Here is a 19,191-nt window from a genome sequence, read left to right as displayed (position 1 = left end):
GGACGCGCCTAAGCCTCCGCGCGTTCCTTGAGCCGCTGCAGGGTGATCTTGATGTGCTCGGCGTTGGCACCGGCCCGGTCGCTCACGCCGGTGGCCAGGCCGGCGACCTTCTTGAACCATCCGGCCCGGCGGTCCCACATCGACTCGGTGACGGTGCATCCGCCGTCAGCGGGTGCGATGTCATAACGCCAGTGCGCCACCGGGAAGACCGCAGATTTCACGTCGAACGCGAACGTCGACCCCGGGGCCGCATCGGTGATGGTGCAGGTGGTGGTCCAGGACTTCGACCCGTTGCGGTTCTCGCCCTTGAACACCGCTCCCGGGACGACCGCCGAGTGCCCCTTCGTCCACTGCATGGCGCAGGCCTCCTCGGCCAGTGCCGCCAGCGTCGGCAGGTCGGTGATCAGCGCGTATACCTCCGCCGGTTCGGCAGCGATCGTCACGGATGCGGTAATCGGTGCATTCATGGGCCGATCGTAACGATCGGGGGTGTCGGGAATCACTGCATCGCGGCCAACGTTGTCCGACACATGAGCGAGCGTCCCGTGTGGCAGCCCACCGCCGAGCATCCGATCACCGTGACGCCGACCGGCAGACACGTCACCGTCACGGTCGACGGGGTGGTCGTGGCGGAGTCGGACGGCGCGGTGACGCTGCAGGAGTCAACCTATCCGGCGGTGCAGTACATCCCGCTGGCCGACGTGGTGCCATCGGCCCTGGCGCGCAGCGAGACGACCACCTACTGCCCCTACAAGGGTGAGGCCAGTTACTACCACGTCGGTGATGTGCAGGACGCCATCTGGACCTACGAGCAGCCCTACCCCGCGGTGGCCGACATCGCAGGCAAGGTCGCCTTCTACCCGGACAAGGCGCAGATCTCGCTGGCCTAGATTGGGCAGGTGCCCACCACATCGGTGACCTTCGGCGGACCCGTGAGTCCCGGGTTCACCTTGTCACCGTTGCGCCGCGGAAGCGGAGACCCGTGCTTCCAACTGATCGCCGGTGACACCTGGCGTACCTCGATGACGCGCACCGGCGCGGTCACCGCACGGATCCGCAAAACGGCGCCCGACACGGTGGAATGTGAGGCATGGGGTCCCGGTGCGGCCGAGTTCCTGGACGGATTCGGCGCGTTGCTCGGATACGAGGACGACACTTCGGGTTTCGACCCGGTGGAACCGACCATTGCCGAGGCCTACCGGCGGGTGCCGCACCTGCGGCTGGGCCGGACCGGCCGGGTGCTGGAGGCGCTGATTCCCGCGGTACTGGAGCAGCGCGTGTACGGCAAGGACGCCTTCCGCGCGTGGCGGTTGCTGACCACCAAGTTCGGCGCACCGGCGCCCGGTCCGGCACCGGCAGGGATGCGGGTGCCGCCCACCGCCGACGTGTGGCGGCGCATTCCGTCCTGGGAGTTCCATCTCGCCAATGTGGACCCGGGTCGGGCCCGCACGGTGGTGGGGTGCGCGCAACGCGCCGACGCGCTGGAGCGGCTGCACCCCGCCAAGGCCGCCGCCGGCCTGACATCGCTGCCCGGCGTCGGTGTGTGGACGGCGGCCGAGACGATGCAACGCGCCTTCGGTGACGCCGACGCGCTCTCGGTCGGTGACTACCACCTGGCCAAGGTGGTCGGTCTGAGCTTGCTGGGCAGGCCCATCGACGACGCCGAGATGGTTGATTTGCTCGAACCGGTGCGCCCGCACCGGCACCGGGCGGTGCGGTTGCTGGAAGCCAGCGGGCTGGCCGTCCGGCAACGTCGCGGGCCTCGGCAGGCGATCCCCAACTTACGTGCGCTGTGACCTGAATTGATTATCGATCAGGCGCGTTGGGTATGCGTCGGGGGAGCCAGACGACGCAATGACGCCGATACGAAGGAGACACCATGACCACGTTCACCGTTCCGGGGCTTTCCGACAAGCAAGGTGCCGAGGTGGCCGAGCTGCTGCAGAAGCAGCTGAGTCGCTACAACGACCTGCACCTGACGCTCAAGCACGTGCACTGGAACGTCGTCGGACCCAATTTCATCGGTGTGCACGAGATGATCGACCCCCAGGTTGAGTTGGTGCGCGGATACGCCGACGAGGTCGCCGAACGCATTGCGGCGCTGGGAGCTTCTCCGCTGGGCACCCCGGGCGCGATCATCAACGACCGCACCTGGGACGACTACTCGGTGAACCGCGACAACGTGCAGGCGCATCTGGCCGCGCTCGATCTCGTGTACACCGGCATCATCGAGGACACCCGCAAGAACATCGAACGCCTCGACGACATCGACCTGGTCTCACAGGATCTGCTCATCGGGCACAGCGGCGAGCTGGAGAAGTTCCAATGGTTCGTCCGTGCGCATCTGGAGAGCTCAGGCGGCCAGTTGGCCCACGAGGGCAAGAAGACCGAGAAGGGCGCGGCCGGCAAGGCCCGCAAGTAGCTCAGTCCGTGCGCGCTTCCAGCGCATCGTCGCGGACCGGGCGTTCGGCGAGCTCCTCTGCCACCCCGAACAACAACGGGTAGGCGACACCGGCGATGGCGGCACCGACCAGCGGGGCAACCCAGAACAGCCACAGCTGGCTCGGTGCGCCGTCGCCGTTGAAGAATGCGACACCGGTCGATCTGGCCGGGTTGACCGAGGTGTTCGAGATCGGGATCGAGATCAGGTGGATCAGCGTCAGCGTCAGCCCGATTGACAAGCCCGCGAAGCCTTTCGGCGCCCGGTCGTCGGTCGAACCGAGGATCACCAGCAGGAAGATGAAGGTGAGCACGATCTCGGCGATGAGCACCGCCACCAGCGAGTAGCCGCCGGGGGAGTGGTCGCCGAATCCGTTGGCGGCCATGTTCCCGGTGGCCGTCCAGCCCTCTTTACCGCCGGCTATCACGTAGATGACGGCGCCGGCGACGAACCCGCCGATCACCTGGGTGACCCAGTACGGCACGACGGCGGACCACTCCACCCGTTTGGCCAGCGCGGCACCGAGCGTCACGGCGGGATTGAAGTGGCCGCCGGATATGGTGCCGAAGGCGTACACGCCGGTGAGTACCGTCAGGCCGAAAGCCAGTGAGACGCCGAGGAATCCGATTCCCAGCGAGACACCGTCGCCGGACAGGAACTTCGCGGCGAACACTGCGCTGCCGCAGCCGCCGAGCACGAGCCAGAAGGTGCCGATGAATTCGGCGGCCAACCGGTGCGCCATTGTGGGCTTGGTCATGGTGCTACCCTTCGCCGGAAGCAGTGCTTACCAGCTGAGAGTCGCACGATTCACCGGCCTGGAAAGGCCGTCAAAAATCTTGTCACCGAACCTTGGCCGTACGGTGACGCAGAAGTTGTCAACGGTAGGCAGTCAACCGGGCGGTCAACGCCACCTTCCCGTCATCGCCGATGCCCTTGGCCTCGGCCACGCCGCTGCTGCGTCCCGCATGCAGAGCCGTCGCGGTGTAGTGCGAGCTACCCCCGCCGATGAGGCGCCGCAGATAATTGATCCGCAGCGACGCGGTGAGCAGCGGCGTGTCGGCGCGATCGATGTTCAGCGCGGCCGAGCCCACCAATTCCAGCCCGGCGGCGGCCACTCCGCCGTGCACGGCACCCAGGGTGTTGTTGATCGCGGAATGCGCGCGCTGTTGCAGCACGACGCCGCTGCCGCCGGTTTCGGCGATCTCGACGGCCATCAGTTCGGCGAGTCCGGTCGGCAGTGATTCGACCGGCTCGGAGGGCTCCTCGAACGCGCCGGGCACGTGCACGGCGGCGGTGATGTAGAACGTGCGCACCGTGGCGAGGCCGATTTCGGTGCCCCGGTGGGTCAGCGTGCACTCCGACAGTGAGGTGGCGCCCGCAGCGCCCACCGGCCTGCTGACGGCCAGCACGGGCTCCGCAGGGTCCTCGGCGATGGTCGCCTGGGCGCCGGGCGCGAATTCCATGGCGAGCTCGCTGGAGACCGTCCAGTGACCCTCGGGGCGACGATCGTGGTTGGCGAAGCCGGCGATGTGGTCGACGAGGACTGCCAGCGGCCCCAAGGAAGCCGAACCTGTGAACGGGTTCAGCAAGCCGTCCAGTGCCATGCTGGCGGCGTACTGGGTGGGTCCGGTCTCGACATTGGTGATGCCGAAGCGGCCGGGTGGGGTGGTCAGCGGATATGCCATCGTCATCCAGCTTCGTGCCGTTGCCGCGGGCGTGTACCCCCGCGGGGTATTTAACGTGGAAAAAGGAACATCTCTAAGAATCTGGCTAGGCTTTCAGCAAACAGTCGATTATTCGTATTACCAGTTGGCTGATTACCGAATCAAGGGACAGCAAACGGGTGTGACGAGGGTCTCGATTATGGCCGGCGGGGCGGTGGTGAGCCGTTGGACGGTATCGAGCCCGAAAAACCCTCGCCGCCAAGGGTATTGCCGATTCCGGCCCGGCTCGGCCTGCGTGGTCGCGACGGCGCCGACAGCCAGCTACTTAGGTCTGACTAAGTTGGCACGTCACCCGGTGTTTGTCATATCGTTTTGTCCACTTGTGGCGAGCGGGTCAAAACCGACGTTCAGTGCTGCACGAAGGCACCGCGACCGCCCAGCCGGTGACCACCGGATGCCGCTGGTGACAGCCGGCAGTACGTGAGCAGCGCGCAGGCTCTGAGAGTAAAGGGTCAGGTGGGAATGACGGCCAAGCAGGGTCTGTACAACCCCGCATACGAGCACGACTCATGCGGTGTGGCGATGGTTGCCGATATCCACGGCCGTCGCAGCCGCGACATCGTCGACAAGGCGATCACCGCACTGCTGAACCTGGAGCACCGCGGTGCCGCCGGCGCGGAGCCCAACACCGGTGACGGTGCGGGCATCCTGCTGCAGGTGCCCGACGCGTTCCTGCGCGCAGTGGTCGACTTCGAGTTGCCCGAGGAGGGCAGCTACGCCACCGGTATCGCATTCCTGCCGCAGTCCGCTCGCGACGCCACGCTGGCGTGCGAGGCGGTTGCCAAGATCGTCGAAGCCGAGGGGCTGCAGCTGCTCGGGTGGCGCGACGTCCCGCACGACGACTCCTCCCTGGGTGCGCTGGCCCGCGACGCGATGCCGACCCTGCGTCAGGTGTTCATCGCCGGTGCCTCCGGCATGGACCTGGAGCGCCGCGCCTTCGTGATCCGCAAGCGTGCCGAGCACGAACTGGGCACCAAGGGCCCGGGCCAGGACGGACCGGGACGTGAAACCGTCTACTTCCCAAGCCTTTCCGGTCAGACCTTCGTGTTCAAGGGGATGCTGACCACCCCGCAGCTGCGGGCGTTCTACCTCGATCTGCAGGATGATCGGCTGACCAGCGCGCTCGGCATCGTGCACTCGCGGTTCTCGACGAACACCTTCCCGTCCTGGCCGCTGGCGCACCCGTTCCGCCGGGTGGCACACAACGGCGAGATCAACACGGTCACCGGCAACGAGAACTGGATGAAGGCCCGCGAGGCGCTCATCCACACCGACGTGTTCGGCTACCACAACGACCTGAACAAGATCTTCCCGGTCTGTACCCCCGGAGCCTCCGACACCGCGCGGTTCGACGAGGTCCTCGAACTCCTGCACCTCGGTGGCCGCAGCATCGCCCACTCGGTGCTGATGATGATCCCGGAGGCCTGGGAGCGCAACGAGGAGATGGACCCCGCACTGCGGGCGTTCTACCAGTACCACGGCTCGTTGATGGAGCCCTGGGACGGACCGGCGTCGGTGTGCTTCACCGACGGCACCGTGGTGGGCGCCGTGCTCGACCGCAACGGCCTGCGCCCGTCGCGCGTGTGGGTCACCAGCGACGGACTCGTCGTCATGGCCTCCGAGGCCGGCGTGCTGGACCTGGACCCGTCCACGGTCGTCAAGAAGATCCGTCTGCAGCCCGGCCGGATGTTCCTGGTGGACACCGCGCAGGGCCGCATCGTGGCCGACGAGGAGATCAAGGCGCAGCTGGCCGCCGAGCACCCCTATCAGGAGTGGCTGGACGGCGGGCTGTTCCACGTCGACGAGCTGCCGCAGGGCAAGTACGTCAAGATGCCTCACCACCGGGTGGTCATGCGGCAACAGGCGTTCGGTTACACCTACGAGGAACTGAACCTGCTGGTGGCGCCGATGGCCCGCACCGGCGCCGAGGCGCTGGGCTCGATGGGCACCGACACCCCGATCGCCGTGCTGTCCCAGCGGCCGCGGATGCTCTACGACTACTTCCAGCAGTTGTTCGCCCAGGTGACCAACCCGCCGCTGGACGCCATCCGTGAAGAGGTGGTGACCAGCCTGCAGGGCACGGTCGGCCCCGAGGGCGACCTGCTCAACCCGGACGAGAACTCGTGCCGCCAGATCGTGCTGCCACAGCCGATCCTGCGCAACGCCGACCTGTCCAAGCTCATCGACGTGGATCCCGACCACGAGATCCGCGGCCGCAAGCACGGTATGCGGGCTGCTGTCGTCAGCTGCCTGTACCCGGTGGCCGACGGCGGTGCCGGACTGCGCCGTGCGCTGGAGGACGTCCGCACCAAGGTCTCGCAGGCGATCCGCAACGGCGCCCGCATCATCGTGCTCAGCGACCGCGAGTCCAACGAGTGGCTGGCGCCCATCCCGTCGCTGCTCTCGGTGGCCGCGGTGCACCATCACCTGGTCCGTGAGCGCACCCGCACCCAGGTCGGCCTCGTGGTCGAGTCCGGCGACGCCCGCGAAGTGCACCACATGGCGATGCTGTGCGGCTTCGGCGCGGCGGCGATCAACCCGTACATGGCCTTCGAGTCGATCGACGACATGATCGACCGTGGCGTCATCACCGGGCTGTCCAGCGACCAGGCCAAGGCCAACTTCGTCAAGGCCGCAGGCAAGGGCGTGTTGAAGGTGATGTCCAAGATGGGCATCTCGACGCTGGCGTCCTACACCGGCGCCCAGCTGTTCCAGGCCATCGGGATCAACCAGCGGGTGCTGGACGAGTACTTCTCCGGATTGCACTGCCCCACCGGCGGAATCGACCTGGACGACATCGCCGCCGACGTCGCGGCCCGCCACGAGCTGGCCTACCTGGACCGCCCCGACGAGTGGGCGCACCGCGAGCTCGAGGTGGGCGGGGAGTACCAGTGGCGCCGCGAGGGCGAGTACCACCTGTTCAACCCGGACACCGTGTTCAAGCTGCAGCACTCCACCCGGACCGGGCAGTACTCGGTCTTCAAGGAGTACACCAAGCTGATCGACGACCAGAGTGCCCGGATGGCCTCACTTCGCGGCCTGCTGAAGTTCAAAGAGCGCGAGTCTGTTCCGATCGACGAGGTCGAACCTGCCACCGAGATCGTCAAGCGCTTCTCCACCGGCGCGATGAGCTACGGCTCCATCTCCGCCGAGGCGCACGAGACGCTGGCCATCGCCATGAACCGGCTCGGCGGCCGGTCCAACTCCGGTGAGGGCGGCGAAAGCGTCGACCGCTTCGAGCCCGACGAGAACGGCGACTGGCGCCGCAGCGCCATCAAGCAGGTGGCCTCCGGCCGTTTCGGCGTGACCAGCCACTACCTGTCGAACTGCACCGATATCCAGATCAAGATGGCCCAGGGCGCCAAACCCGGTGAGGGCGGTCAGCTTCCGGGGCACAAGGTGTACCCGTGGGTCGCCGAGGTCCGTCACTCGACGCCCGGTGTCGGCCTGATCTCACCGCCGCCGCACCACGACATCTACTCGATCGAGGATCTGGCGCAGCTGATCCACGACCTGAAGAACGCCAACCCGGCCGCGCGTATCCACGTGAAGTTGGTGAGCGAGAACGGCGTCGGCACCGTCGCCGCGGGTGTCTCCAAGGCGCACGCCGATGTGGTGCTCATCTCCGGGCACGACGGCGGTACCGGTGCCACCCCGCTCACCTCGCAGAAGCATGCCGGCGCCCCCTGGGAGCTCGGTCTCGCCGAGACGCAGCAGACGCTGCTGCTCAACGGGCTTCGCGACCGCATCGTGGTGCAGGTCGACGGACAGCTCAAGACCGGTCGTGACGTGGTGGTCGCCGCCCTGCTCGGTGGTGAGGAATTCGGTTTCGCCACCGCGCCGTTGGTGGTGTCGGGCTGCATCATGATGCGGGTCTGTCACCTCGACACCTGCCCGGTGGGTGTGGCCACCCAGAATCCGGTGCTGCGCGAGCGGTTCAACGGCAAGCCCGAGTTCGTGGAGAACTTCTTCCTGTTCATCGCGGAGGAAGTCCGGGAACTGATGGCGCAGTTGGGCTTCCGCACCATCAACGAGATGGTCGGACAGGTGGGCGCGTTGGACACCACCCAGGCCGCCGAGCACTGGAAGGCGCACAAGCTGGACCTGGCCCCGGTGCTGCACGAGCCCGAGTCGGCGTTCATGAACCAGGATCTGTACTGCAGCTCGCGTCAGGATCACGGCCTCGACAAGGCGCTGGACCAGCAGCTGATCGTGCAGTGCCGCGAGGCGCTGGATTCCGGCACCCCGGTGCGATTCACCACCAAGATCGCCAACGTGAACCGCACCGTGGGAACGATGCTGGGCCACGAGGTCACCAAGGCCTATGGGGGCCAAGGGCTTCCGGACGGCACCATCGACATCACCTTCGAGGGGTCGGCGGGGAACAGCTTTGGCGCATTCGTGCCGCGCGGTATCACGCTGCGGGTGTATGGCGATGCCAACGATTATGTGGGGAAGGGACTTTCCGGCGGCCGCATCGTGGTGCGCCCGTCGGACAAGGCCCCGAACGACTATGTCGCGGAAGACAACATCATCGGCGGCAACGTCATCCTGTTCGGCGCCACCAGCGGCCAGGCCTACCTGCGCGGTGTGGTCGGCGAACGGTTCGCGGTCCGCAACTCCGGCGCGCACGCGGTGGTCGAGGGCGTGGGTGACCACGGCTGCGAGTACATGACCGGCGGGCGGGTGGTGATCCTCGGCCAGACCGGCCGTAACTTCGCGGCGGGAATGTCCGGCGGTGTCGCCTATGTGTATGACCCGGAGAAGAAGTTGCCGGGCAACATCAACGGAGAGATGGTCGATCTTGACGCACTGGACGACGATGACCTCGAAGGGTTGCAGGAATTGATCGTGGCACATGTCGACGCCACCGATTCTGCGGTGGGCCAACGGATCCTGGCGGATTGGACGGCACAGCAGGCGCACTTCGTGAAGGTGATGCCACGCGACTTCAAGAAGGTGCTGCTGGCGATCTCGGAGGCCGAGGCCGCCGGGCAGGATGTCGGCGAAGCGATCATGGCGGCCGCTCGTGGCTGATCCGAACGGCTTCCTCAAGCACACCGTCCGGCAGACCCCGGCCCGGCGGCCGGTGGACCTGCGCCTGCAGGACTGGAAAGAGGTCTACGAGGAGTTCTCCGACGAGACCCTGAAAGTCCAGGCCTCCCGCTGTATGGATTGTGGTATCCCGTTCTGCCACAACGGTTGTCCGCTGGGGAACCTGATTCCCGAGTGGAACGACCTGGTGTACCGGGACCGCTGGCGCGACGCCATCGAACGGCTGCATGCCACCAACAACTTCCCGGAATTCACCGGGCGGCTGTGCCCGGCGCCGTGTGAGGCCTCCTGCGTGCTCGGCATCAACCAGGATGCGGTGACCATCAAGCAGGTCGAGGTCGAGATCATCGACCACGCCTTCGACAACGACTGGGTCAAGCCGATGATCCCGACGGTGCGCACCATGAAGAAGGTCGCCGTCGTCGGGTCCGGGCCCGCAGGCCTGGCTGCCGCCCAGCAGCTGACCCGTGCCGGTCACTCGGTGACGGTGTTCGAACGCGCCGATCGCATCGGCGGCCTGCTGCGCTACGGCATCCCCGAGTTCAAGATGGAGAAGCGCCACATCGATCGTCGTCTGGAGCAGATGACGGCCGAGGGCACCCAGTTCCGCACCGGCGTCAACGTCGGCGTCGACATCACCGTCGACCAACTCGACGCCGAGTTCGACGCGGTGGTGTTGGCCGGCGGTGCGACCGCGTGGCGTGACCTGCCGATCCCGGGCCGCGAGCTCGACGGTATCCACCAGGCCATGGAATATCTGCCGTGGGCCAACAAACTGCAACAGGGCGACGATGTCGCCGGTCCCGACGGCGAGCCGCCCATCACCGCGAAGGACAAGAAGGTCGTCATCATCGGCGGCGGTGACACCGGCGCAGACTGCCTGGGCACCGCGCACCGTCAGGGCGCCGCCAGCATCCACCAGTTCGAGATCATGCCGCGCCCGCCCGAGACCCGTGCGGACTCCACCCCGTGGCCGACCTACCCGCTGATGTTCCGGGTGGCCTCTGCGCACGAAGAGGGTGGCGAGCGGGTGTTCTCGGTGAACACCGAGCAGTTCGTCGGCTCCGACGGCCGGGTCACCACGCTCAAGGTGCACGAGGTGGAGATGAAGGCCGGCAAGTTCGAGAAGGTGGAGGGGTCGGACTTCGATCTGGACGCCGACATCGTCTTCCTGGCGATGGGGTTCGTGGGCCCCGAGCGCGAGGGTCTGCTGACCGACCTGGGTGTCGAACTGACCGACCGCGGCAACGTCTCCCGCGACAAGGATTTCCAGACCACCGTTCCCGGCGTCTTCGTCGCCGGCGACATGGGCCGTGGACAGTCGTTGATCGTGTGGGCGATCGCCGAGGGGCGCGCCGCGGCGGCCGGTGTCGACCGCTACCTGATGGGCCAGTCGGCGTTGCCCCGGCCGATCGAGCCGTCGGCGGCCCCGCAGCGGTAGGCAACATCAGCAACTTCAGTCACACGAGAAACATCCGATTTGTGACCGGCGTGCCGGTTGGTGTTAGCCGCGTCACAGGTGTCTAATGATTGCGGCGGGGTCGTGCGGTAATGTGACCCCACGGTGCAGCTATTAGCCGACCGCAGGAGTTCTCACCGTGTACAACAATCCCATTTCACGGTCCCGAGTGAGTCGAATCGCCTGGTCATGGTTCCGTCACCCGGTCCGATGCCGTGAATTCCCAGCTAAGCACGAGCGGCTGATCACCCCCGACGAGTTAATGCGTTTCGGCTACTGACCGACCCGGGCGCCGCGCAGATCCCGATTCAGGACCTACGCGACACCCGTTTGCCAGATCGTAATAATTTCGTGACCGTCAGTTCTAGCCGCTGGTCAGCAGCCCGGAGTCCCGAATCGTCTCCGCGAGCGGCTCCAGCACCGCAGTGTCATACGGCGGCGGTAGGTAGATGATGGCCAGATCCAAGCCCTCGGCGCCCAGGGCGATCGCATCCTCGACGACTCGGCGGTAGTTGCGATCCTCGCCCAGCCGAATGTGCGCCGACAGCGTGATCTCCTTCGGGTCCCTGCCGATATCGGCGCAGTGCGCGGCCAGCACGTCGCGCTTGCGGGCGAACTCCTCCGGCGTACCTCCGACGAAGTTCCAGTGGTCGGCGTATTTCGCGGTGATCTTCAGGGTGCGCTTCTCGCCGTTGCCGCCGATGCAGAACGGCGGGTGCGGCTGCTGCGGCCCCTTCGGCTCGTTGCGCGCGTCTTTGAGCTGGTAGAACGTGCCGTCGAAGGTGGTGGTCTCCTGGCTGAGCAGGCCCTTGAGAATCTCACAGGCCTCCTCGAAGCGGTCGAAACGCTCCTTGATGGTGCCCAGCTCGATGCCATAGGCGCCGGACTCCTCCTCGTTCCAGCCGGCGCCGATCCCGAGCTCGAGGCGACCGTTGGAAATGATGTCGAGTGCGGCGGCCATATTGGCCAGCACCGCGGGATGCCGGTAATGGATACCGGTCACCAGTACGCCGACCCGGAGCCGCTCGGTGGCCTGGGCCAACGCGGTGAGCGTGGTCCAGCCCTCCAGGCAGGGGCCGGTGGAATCGGAGAAGATCGGATAGAAGTGGTCGAACGTCCAGCCGGATTGGAAGACGTCGATATCGTCCGCTGCTTTCCAGATGGCGAGCATGTCGGACCAGGTCGTGTTCTGCGGGGAAGTCTTGAAGGCAAAGTCCACACCTGGGAAACGAACTCGGGCAGCGGTTAATTCCTGGATGCGGCGCCGATGACTTCTATCCACCGTGCAGGTCGGTATGTCCATGATCGATATGACGACGGCAAGTGCGCGTACCGCCGCGGTGCTCGGCGGCGTGCACGATGAACAGCTGAGCGCACCGACGCCCTGCCCGCAGATGTCCGTGCGCGAGATGGTGGCCCACATCGGGCAACTGGCGCCTGCCTTCGGGGCCGCGGCGAACAAGGATTTCGGGGAGCTCACCGACAGCCCACCCGGCGAGGGCGGTTACGTACTCGACGACGGCTGGCGCGAGCACTATCCCGCCCGGCTCACCGCGTTCGCCGAGGCATGGCAGGCGCCGCACGCGTGGGAGGGAATGACCCGGGTTGGGGCCGTCGACCTGCCGGGTGAGGTGTGCGGACTGGTGGCCCTGACGGAGGTGGTGGTGCACGGCTGGGACGTTGCGATCGCCACCGGGCAGGCCTATGCCGTCGATGCCGACACCGCAGCGGTCTTGTTGGAGCATCTGACCGCCTTCACCGCCGCCGGCCCGGTGGAGGGGCTCTTCGGCGCGCCGGTGACTGTTGCCGATCACGCCGGTGATTTCGAGCGGGCGCTGGCGCTGAGCGGCCGTGACCCCGCATGGGGACGGGTGTGATCGGGCGGCGTCACGGGCACACTGAAGCCATGGACCGCATCGACCCCGTGGCCGCACTACGCCGCATCGCGTATTACAAGGACCGGGCCCGAGAGGACTCGCGCCGGGTGATGGCCTACCGCAACGCCGCCGATGTGGTGGAGGCGATGACACCCGAACACCGGGAGAAGGTCGGTAAGACCAACAGTTGGCAGACGCTACCGGGGATCGGACCCAAGACCGCCAAGGTGATCGCACAGGCGTGGGCCGGTCGTGTCCCCGACACACTGGTCGAATTGCAGGAAGCCGCGGCAGATCTCGGTGGCGGGGAGATCCGCGCCGCGATCAAGGGGGACCTGCATCTGCACTCGAACTGGTCCGACGGGTCCGCACCGATCGAGGAGATGATGGCCACCGCGCAGGAGCTCGGCCACGAATACTGCGCTCTGACAGACCATTCGCCGCGGCTGACCATTGCCAACGGTCTTTCGCCGGAACGCCTGCGTAAGCAACTCGATGTCATCGACGAACTGCGCGAACGCTTCTCGGTGACATCCCCGTCGCTTCGCTCGCCCAGGCCGATGCGCATCCTGACCGGGATCGAAGTCGACATCCTCGATGACGGCACCCTGGACCAGGAGCCGGAACTACTGGAGCGGCTGGACATCGTGGTGGCCAGCGTGCACTCGAAGCTGAAGATGGACGCGCCGGCGATGACGCGCCGCATGGTGCGTGCGGTGTCCGAGGGCCAGGCCGACATCCTGGGCCATTGCACCGGACGTCTGGTCACGGGCGGCCGGGGGATCCGTCCGGAGTCCACATTCGACGCCGAGGCGGTGTTCACCGCGTGCCGGGACAATGGTGTTGCGGTGGAGATCAATTCGCGCCCCGAGCGGCGCGACCCGCCGAGCCGGCTACTGGATCTGGCGCTGCAGATCGGGTGCGACTTCTCGATCGACACCGATGCTCACGCCCCCGGTCAGCTCGACTTCCTGGGCTACGGCGCGCAGCGCGCCCTGGACGCCGGGGTGCCGGTGGACCGCATCGTGAACACCTGGTCGGCGGATCGGCTGCTGGAGTGGGCGCACTGATTCACGTCGATGACGTGAACGGATTGTGCTCGGCGATGAGTCTTTCCATGCGCGCCTCGTCGAGGCGAGCGTGGACGGTGGCCGATTCCTGCTGATCGCGGATCACCTTGGCCAGGGTGAAGGCGCTGGTGACCAGGAACAGCACCGACATGGTCAGGAAGAGCCGTTGCCAGATGTCGAGCGGCAGGAAGACGATGCCGCCGAGCACGCCGACGAAGCTGACGCCGAAGGCGATGGTGGCCTGGAGCGAAAACGCCGCCGTGACCTTGGCCGTGTCGCTGAATGCGTTCATGGGGCAAGCCTGCCGGAGGGCACGCTTCAACCGGATGCGTGAAACTACTCAATCCGGCAGCATCGGCATTTCCAGTCCCGGGTCGCGGCCCAGCAGCACTCCGCGGGTCACCGAGGCGTTGCCGAACCGCTGTCGTACCTCGTCGACGGCGGCGTCCAGGGCGATCGGATCCGCCGCGCTGCCGAACGGCAGTTCCAGCTGCGCCGCACCGTCGCGGTCGATGTTGGACACCGCGAAGCCCACCAGGGTCAGTCCGCGTTCGGCGATCAGCGGAGCGGCGGCGGCAACCAGTTCGCGGGCGGCACCCAGCACGGCCTCGGTCGACGCGGTGGCGCGCGGCAGGGTGTGCGAGCGGGTGACGCGGCCGAAGTCGTCGAAGCGCAACCGCAGCACCACGGTGCGGCCGGTGCGTCCCGCGGTCCGCATCCGGCGGGTGATGCGGTCCACCAGATTCACCACGACGGCATCGATCTCAGGAGCGGACATGGTGTTCCCGGCGCGGCCCAGCGCTCGTTGCGCGCCGACGGACCGCCTGCGCACCCCGGTCACCACCCGGCGGCGGTCGATGTTGTGGGACAGGGCGAAGAGCTGCCTGCCCATGGCCGGGCCGACCATGGCGCCCAGCGATGTCTCGCTGAGCTCGGCCACGTCGGCCACCGTGTGAATGCCGTGCAGGCGCAGCTTCTCCGCGGTCTTGGCGCCCACGCCCCAGAGCCGACGCACCGGCAGCGGGTGCAGGAAAGCCAGCTCGCGGTCCGGTTCCACCAGCAGCAGCCCGTCGGGCTTGGCCTCCTGGCTGGCGACCTTGGCCAGGAACTTGGTGCGGGCGATCCCGACGGTGATCGGCAGGCCGACGTCGACCTGGACGCGTTCGCGCAGCCGGGCGCCGATTTCTACCGGCGTGCCCGACACCCGGCCAAGCCCGCCGACATCAAGGAACGCCTCGTCCACCGAGACCGGCTCGACCAGGGGAGTGGTGTCGCGGAAAACGTCGAAGACGGCCCGACTGGCCTCGGTGTACGCGCGCATCCGTGGCGGCACGACGATCACCTGAGGGCAGAGGCGGCGGGCCTGCCCGCCGCCCATCGCGGTGCGCACCCCGTACGCCTTGGCCTCATAGCTGGCGGCCAGCACCACCCCGCCGCCGACGATGACCGGCAGTCCGCGCAGGGAGGGGTCATCGCGCTGCTCGACCGACGCGTAGAACGAGTCGAGATCGGCGTGCATAATGCTGGCCTGCCCGGAGTGGGACACGAACACATGTTCGCATCCGGGTCCGACAGTGGGCTAGGGCGTGCTGCCGTAGATGCTGGTCAGCCAGATGTGGGTGAGGGTGTCCACGACGCGGTCATGTTCGACCGAGGGACGGTCATCGGCCAGCGTCGCCATCATCATCTTCTCGTTCATGAGGTTCAGCGAGGTGGCCAGGTCGAGGGCGGGCAGCGTCTCCGGCGCCGCGCCGCGCCGGCGTTCGGCATTGATCAGTGCGGCCGTCATGGCAATCCACTTCTGCATCAGGCCGGCCCAGAACGCCCGGAACTCGGGATTGTTCCTCACTGCCTCGGTCCCGGCCCGCGCGGTGGCCGGATGGGATCCGAACGAGCTGAAGAAAATCTCGATGCCCCGCCGGACCGCACGTTTCGGATCCGTCGGCATGTGCTCAAGGGCGTTGTCGAACCCGGTGTCGGCGAGCTTGATCAGTGGATCGAGCAGCGACAGCAGGACCGCTTCTTTGGAGGCGAAGTAGAAATAGAAGGTCGGACGCGAGATGCCGGCGCCCTTGGCCAGGTCATCGACCGAGATGTCGGAGAAGGACCGCTGCTGGATGAGGCGGGCGGCGGTGTCCAGGATCGCCTGCTGCCGTTCGTCCCCGGAGGGGCGGGCGGCCCGGCGGCCGCGGCTGGCGGTGGTCACGGCCCCCACCTTAACACCGTGTCGACTTTCTCAACATACCGTTGACTCACTCAACACCATGTTGATACCGTCGGTATCATGAATGAACACCTCGACGTTGTGATCGTCGGCGCCGGTATTTCCGGCATCAGCACGGCCTGGCACCTGCAGGACCGCTGCCCGACCAAGAGCTACGCGATCCTGGAACGCCGCGACAACATCGGCGGCACCTGGGATCTGTTCAAGTACCCGGGTATCCGCTCGGATTCCGACATGTTCACCCTCGGATTCCGGTTCAAGCCGTGGACCTCGGCGAAGGCCATCGCCGATGGCGCCTCCATCTGGAACTACATCAACGAGGCCGCCGCCGAGAACGGCATCGACAAGCACATCCGCACCGGGCACCGCGTCACCTCGGTGGACTGGTCAGACGCCGACAACCGCTGGACCATCAACATCGAGCACGCCGGTGAGCGCAAGCAGATCACCGCGTCGTTCCTGTCGGTCTGCAGCGGTTACTACAACTACGACGAGGGCTACGCGCCCGAGTTCCCGGGTGCCGCGGACTTCGCGGGCCAGATCATCCATCCCCAGCACTGGCCCGAGGGGCTGGACTACACGGGCAAGAAGATCGTTGTCATCGGCTCCGGCGCCACCGCGATCACGCTGATCCCGTCGCTGGTCAACGAGGGCGCGGGCCATGTCACCATGCTGCAGCGCTCGCCCACCTACATCGGTTCGCTTCCGCTGGTGGATCCCGTTGCCGCACAGGCCAACAAGTACCTGCCCAAGAACGTCGCCCACGTGGTGAATCGCTGGAAGGCGATCGCGATGGCCACCGGCCAGTACCAGCTGGCGCGCAAGTTCCCGAAGATGTTCAAGAAAGCCCTCAAGGACATGGCGACCCGGCGGCTGCCGGACGGCTTCGATTACGAGAAGCACTTCAGCCCGCGCTACAACCCGTGGGACGAGCGAGTCTGCCTGGCCCCCAACGGCGATTTCTTCAAGACCATCAAGGCGGGCAAGGCCGACGTCGTCACCGACACCATCGAGACCTTCACCGAAACCGGCATCAAGCTGACCTCGGGCGAGGAGCTGCAGGCCGACATCATCATCACCGCAACGGGTTTGAACATGCAGCTGTTCGGCGGCGCCACCGCCACCCGCAACGGCGAGCCGATCGACCTGACCAAGTCGATGACCTACAAGGGCCTGATGCTGTCCGGCGTGCCCAACATGGCCATCACCTTCGGCTACACCAACGCTTCATGGACGCTCAAGGCCGACCTGGTCTCCGAGTTCATCTGCCGCGTGCTGAACTACATGGACGCCAACGGTTTCGACCGGGTCGAACCGCAGCATCCGGGCGACGCGATCGACGAAGAGCCGTTCATGGATTTCACGCCGGGATACTTCCGCCGTGCCATGGACACCTTGCCGAAGTCCGGCTCGGAGGCGCCCTGGAAGCTGAAGCAGAACTACTTCTTCGACCTGCGCCTCATCCGGCACGGCAAGGTCGACGAGGAGTCGCTGCACTTCACCAAGCACCGCGCCGCGGTGTCGGCCTAGGTTCACCCGCCTACAGCGACGAGCCGTTCAGTCGCCTGCAGCGACGACGACAATCCCGTCCTCGTCGCTGTAGGCGATCTCACCGGGCGCGAACGTGACACCGCCGAACGACACCTCGATATCACGTTCTCCGGCACCGGTTTTGGTGCCCTTGCGGGGATTCGTGCCCAGTGCCTTGATGCCCACGTCGATGGTCCGCAGCGCGGCCGCGTCACGGACCGCGCCGTGCACGATCACCCCGGCCCAACCGTTTTCGGCGGCCAGGCCGGCGATGATGTCGCCGACCAGCGCGGTGTGCAGCGAGCCATCGCCGTCGACCACCAGCACCCCACCGTCACCCGGCGTGGACAGGATCGATTTGAGCAGGGCGTTGTCCTCGAAGCAGCGCACCGTGGTGATCGGGCCTGCGAACGACGTGACACCGCCGTAGTTGCGCAACTGCAGATCGCAGCTGCGGACGTCGGGGTAGATCTCGTCGACAAGGTCAGCGGTCGCGCGCGGTTCGATGCTCACGCCATGATGCTAGCGATCACCACATCGTGGACGAACTGCGCCAGACCCGGTTCGACATCGTCGTAGTGGGCGGTGAACCGGGCATCGGCGAGGTACATCTCGACCAGTCCGCGGTGCATCTCGCCGCCGCAATCGTAGAAGCGGTCGATACTCGCGCGGTGCCGGCCGGCCAGCGCGTCGGCCTCCGGCGAGCCGGGACGTACACCGGCGCGCTTTGCAGCCGCCAGGTCGCCCAGCAGCGCATCCCCGTCGACTTTCAGATCGATCCAGTCCTGTTTCGTCAGCTGCGCGACCCGCTGCCGGGACTGCTTCCATTCGTCGGTGTCGCCCCAGCGCTGCTCGGCTTCGACCGCATACTCCTCGCCGAATGCCGTGGTGCCGAAGATCTCGACCTGTTCCTCGGCGGTCAGCTGAATACCGCTGCGATGCGCGTCCATGAGTTCCTCCACTGCCCTGATGCTGCGCTGCAGACCTTCGGCCCGCTCCAGGAGCAGGGCATGCTGGCGCTGCAGCCTGGTCAGCCCGTCGACCTCGGGGTCATCGAGCAGGACGCGGATCTCATCCAGCGGCAGTCCGGCCGCGCGATACACCAGAACCAGGTGCAGCCGCTCGACATCGGCATCGGTGTAGCCCCGGTAACCGGCCGGAGTCCGCACGCCGGGCACCACCAGGCCGATGTGGTCGTAGTGGTGCAGGGTGCGCACGGACAGCCCGGTCAGGGCGGCGACGTTGCCGACGGTTCTCACGTCCATGGACTCACTATCGGCCCTGACGTCGCGTGAGGGTCAAGCCCCGCCCCGCGGAACCTCAGTCCTGGTCGGAATTGCGGCGGGCCAGAAGAACGACCAGGACCGCGAGCAGGCCGACGGCCAGCGCGACCGCCAGCGGCAGCCGGGACTGTTCCGGACCGAGGGCCGGCACCGCGGACGGTGTCGGAACGGCCGCGGCAACCGCGGACTTCGCTTGTGCAGCAACCTCTTTGGCGGCTTCTTTGGCGACCGCCGTCGGTTCCGCAGAGTGCTCGACGACCGGAGCCGGCTCGGCAGGGGTGGCTGTGACCGGCGGGGCCTTCTTCGCCGGAGGTGCCTTCTTGGCCGGAGCGGCCTTCTTCGCGACCGCCTTCTTGGCCGGTGCGGCCTTCTTCACGGGAGCGGCCTTCTTCGCCGGTGCCTTCTTGGCCGGGGCCTTCTTCGCGGGAGCCTCGGCGGCGGGAGGCACAGCAGGTGGGTCAGCCGGGACCTGCTCAGCGGGGGCCTTCTGTTCGGGAAGGTCCTGCTCGTCGGCCATGGTGCTGCTCCT

Annotated in this window: 18 protein-coding genes; 8 read left to right on the top strand and 10 right to left on the bottom strand. The window is 66.8% G+C overall.

The genetic code is table 11. From position 1 onward, the window contains the following. Positions 1 to 8 precede the first annotated feature (8 nt). A complete protein-coding gene (locus tag ASE48_RS31925; protein WP_057171198.1) occupies positions 9 to 467 on the bottom strand; it encodes an SRPBCC family protein in 459 nt (152 codons plus the stop codon). A gap of 63 nt (positions 468 to 530) precedes the next feature. Here ASE48_RS31925 and ASE48_RS31920 point away from each other — a divergent pair, with 63 nt between their 5' ends. The 3 genes from ASE48_RS31920 (at position 531) to ASE48_RS31910 (ending at position 2,422) form a co-directional block, all read left to right on the top strand. Next, entirely contained in the window at positions 531 to 890 is a 360-nt protein-coding gene (locus ASE48_RS31920) for a DUF427 domain-containing protein (protein WP_057171197.1), read from the top strand. A 9-nt stretch (positions 891 to 899) separates the two neighbouring features. Then, complete coding sequence (locus ASE48_RS31915) at positions 900 to 1,796, top strand: DNA-3-methyladenine glycosylase family protein (RefSeq protein ID WP_057171196.1); 897 nt, start codon at positions 900 to 902, stop codon at positions 1,794 to 1,796. 83 nt (positions 1,797 to 1,879) lie between these two features. After that, positions 1,880 to 2,422, top strand: coding sequence for a Dps family protein (locus ASE48_RS31910; protein ID WP_057171195.1), 543 nt, complete (start codon positions 1,880 to 1,882; stop codon positions 2,420 to 2,422). Position 2,423: 1 nt separating this feature from the next. Here ASE48_RS31910 and aqpZ read toward each other — a convergent pair whose 3' ends face one another. Continuing rightward, positions 2,424 to 3,197, bottom strand: a complete 774-nt coding sequence (gene aqpZ / locus ASE48_RS31905) for an aquaporin Z (protein ID WP_057171194.1) — start codon at positions 3,195 to 3,197, stop codon at positions 2,424 to 2,426. Between the two features lie 118 nt (positions 3,198 to 3,315). Continuing rightward, positions 3,316 to 4,125 carry a PaaI family thioesterase gene (locus tag ASE48_RS31900; RefSeq protein ID WP_057171246.1) on the bottom strand — a complete coding sequence of 270 codons (810 nt, stop codon included), beginning with the start codon at positions 4,123 to 4,125 and terminating at the stop codon, positions 3,316 to 3,318. Positions 4,126 to 4,626: 501 nt separating this feature from the next. On the opposite strand from ASE48_RS31900, the gene gltB reads away from it, so the two are divergent. After that, entirely contained in the window at positions 4,627 to 9,201 is a 4,575-nt protein-coding gene (gene gltB / locus ASE48_RS31895) for a glutamate synthase large subunit (protein ID WP_057171193.1), read from the top strand. Further along, positions 9,194 to 10,660, top strand: coding sequence for a glutamate synthase subunit beta (locus tag ASE48_RS31890; protein WP_057171192.1), 1,467 nt, complete (start codon positions 9,194 to 9,196; stop codon positions 10,658 to 10,660). Before gltB ends, ASE48_RS31890 begins: the two co-directional genes overlap by 8 nt. Positions 10,661 to 11,042: 382 nt before the next feature. Here ASE48_RS31890 and ASE48_RS31885 read toward each other — a convergent pair whose 3' ends face one another. Then, complete coding sequence (locus ASE48_RS31885; RefSeq protein WP_057171191.1) at positions 11,043 to 11,897, bottom strand: LLM class F420-dependent oxidoreductase; 855 nt, start codon at positions 11,895 to 11,897, stop codon at positions 11,043 to 11,045. Positions 11,898 to 11,973: 76 nt separating this feature from the next. Here ASE48_RS31885 and ASE48_RS31880 point away from each other — a divergent pair, with 76 nt between their 5' ends. After that, entirely contained in the window at positions 11,974 to 12,555 is a 582-nt protein-coding gene (locus ASE48_RS31880) for a TIGR03086 family metal-binding protein (protein ID WP_442928791.1), read from the top strand. 38 nt (positions 12,556 to 12,593) lie between these two features. Further along, positions 12,594 to 13,625 (top strand): PHP domain-containing protein, encoded by a 1,032-nt coding sequence (locus ASE48_RS31875; protein ID WP_057171244.1) that lies wholly within the window; start codon positions 12,594 to 12,596, stop codon positions 13,623 to 13,625. A gap of 1 nt (position 13,626) precedes the next feature. Here the strand turns inward: ASE48_RS31875 and ASE48_RS31870 are convergent, their stop codons facing one another. The 3 genes from ASE48_RS31870 to ASE48_RS31860 are packed head-to-tail and all read right to left on the bottom strand — an operon-like array spanning position 13,627 to position 15,831. Next, a complete protein-coding gene (locus ASE48_RS31870) occupies positions 13,627 to 13,917 on the bottom strand; it encodes a YiaA/YiaB family inner membrane protein (RefSeq protein ID WP_057171190.1) in 291 nt (96 codons plus the stop codon). A gap of 48 nt (positions 13,918 to 13,965) precedes the next feature. Continuing rightward, positions 13,966 to 15,177, bottom strand: a complete 1,212-nt coding sequence (dinB, locus tag ASE48_RS31865) for a DNA polymerase IV (protein ID WP_082614572.1) — start codon at positions 15,175 to 15,177, stop codon at positions 13,966 to 13,968. A gap of 27 nt (positions 15,178 to 15,204) precedes the next feature. Beyond that, complete coding sequence (locus ASE48_RS31860) at positions 15,205 to 15,831, bottom strand: TetR/AcrR family transcriptional regulator (RefSeq protein ID WP_057171189.1); 627 nt, start codon at positions 15,829 to 15,831, stop codon at positions 15,205 to 15,207. Positions 15,832 to 15,909: 78 nt separating this feature from the next. Between ASE48_RS31860 and ASE48_RS31855 the strand changes: the two genes are divergently transcribed. Further along, entirely contained in the window at positions 15,910 to 17,379 is a 1,470-nt protein-coding gene (locus ASE48_RS31855) for a flavin-containing monooxygenase (RefSeq protein ID WP_057171188.1), read from the top strand. A 27-nt stretch (positions 17,380 to 17,406) separates the two neighbouring features. Here the strand turns inward: ASE48_RS31855 and rraA are convergent, their stop codons facing one another. The 3 genes from rraA to ASE48_RS33745 are packed head-to-tail and all read right to left on the bottom strand — an operon-like array spanning position 17,407 to position 19,179. Next, complete coding sequence (gene rraA, locus ASE48_RS31850) at positions 17,407 to 17,892, bottom strand: ribonuclease E activity regulator RraA (RefSeq protein ID WP_057171187.1); 486 nt, start codon at positions 17,890 to 17,892, stop codon at positions 17,407 to 17,409. Continuing rightward, entirely contained in the window at positions 17,889 to 18,644 is a 756-nt protein-coding gene (locus tag ASE48_RS31845; RefSeq protein ID WP_057171186.1) for a MerR family transcriptional regulator, read from the bottom strand. The genes rraA and ASE48_RS31845 overlap by 4 nt, the downstream gene beginning before the upstream one ends. Positions 18,645 to 18,699: 55 nt before the next feature. Then, complete coding sequence (locus ASE48_RS33745) at positions 18,700 to 19,179, bottom strand: hypothetical protein (protein WP_057171185.1); 480 nt, start codon at positions 19,177 to 19,179, stop codon at positions 18,700 to 18,702. Positions 19,180 to 19,191 lie beyond the last annotated feature (12 nt).

The organism is Mycobacterium sp. Root265, from assembly GCF_001428895.1.
Taxonomy (GTDB): domain Bacteria; phylum Actinomycetota; class Actinomycetes; order Mycobacteriales; family Mycobacteriaceae; genus Mycobacterium.
The sequence above is the reverse complement of the archived record's forward strand: the minus strand, read 5'-3'. Positions and strand labels throughout refer to the sequence as shown.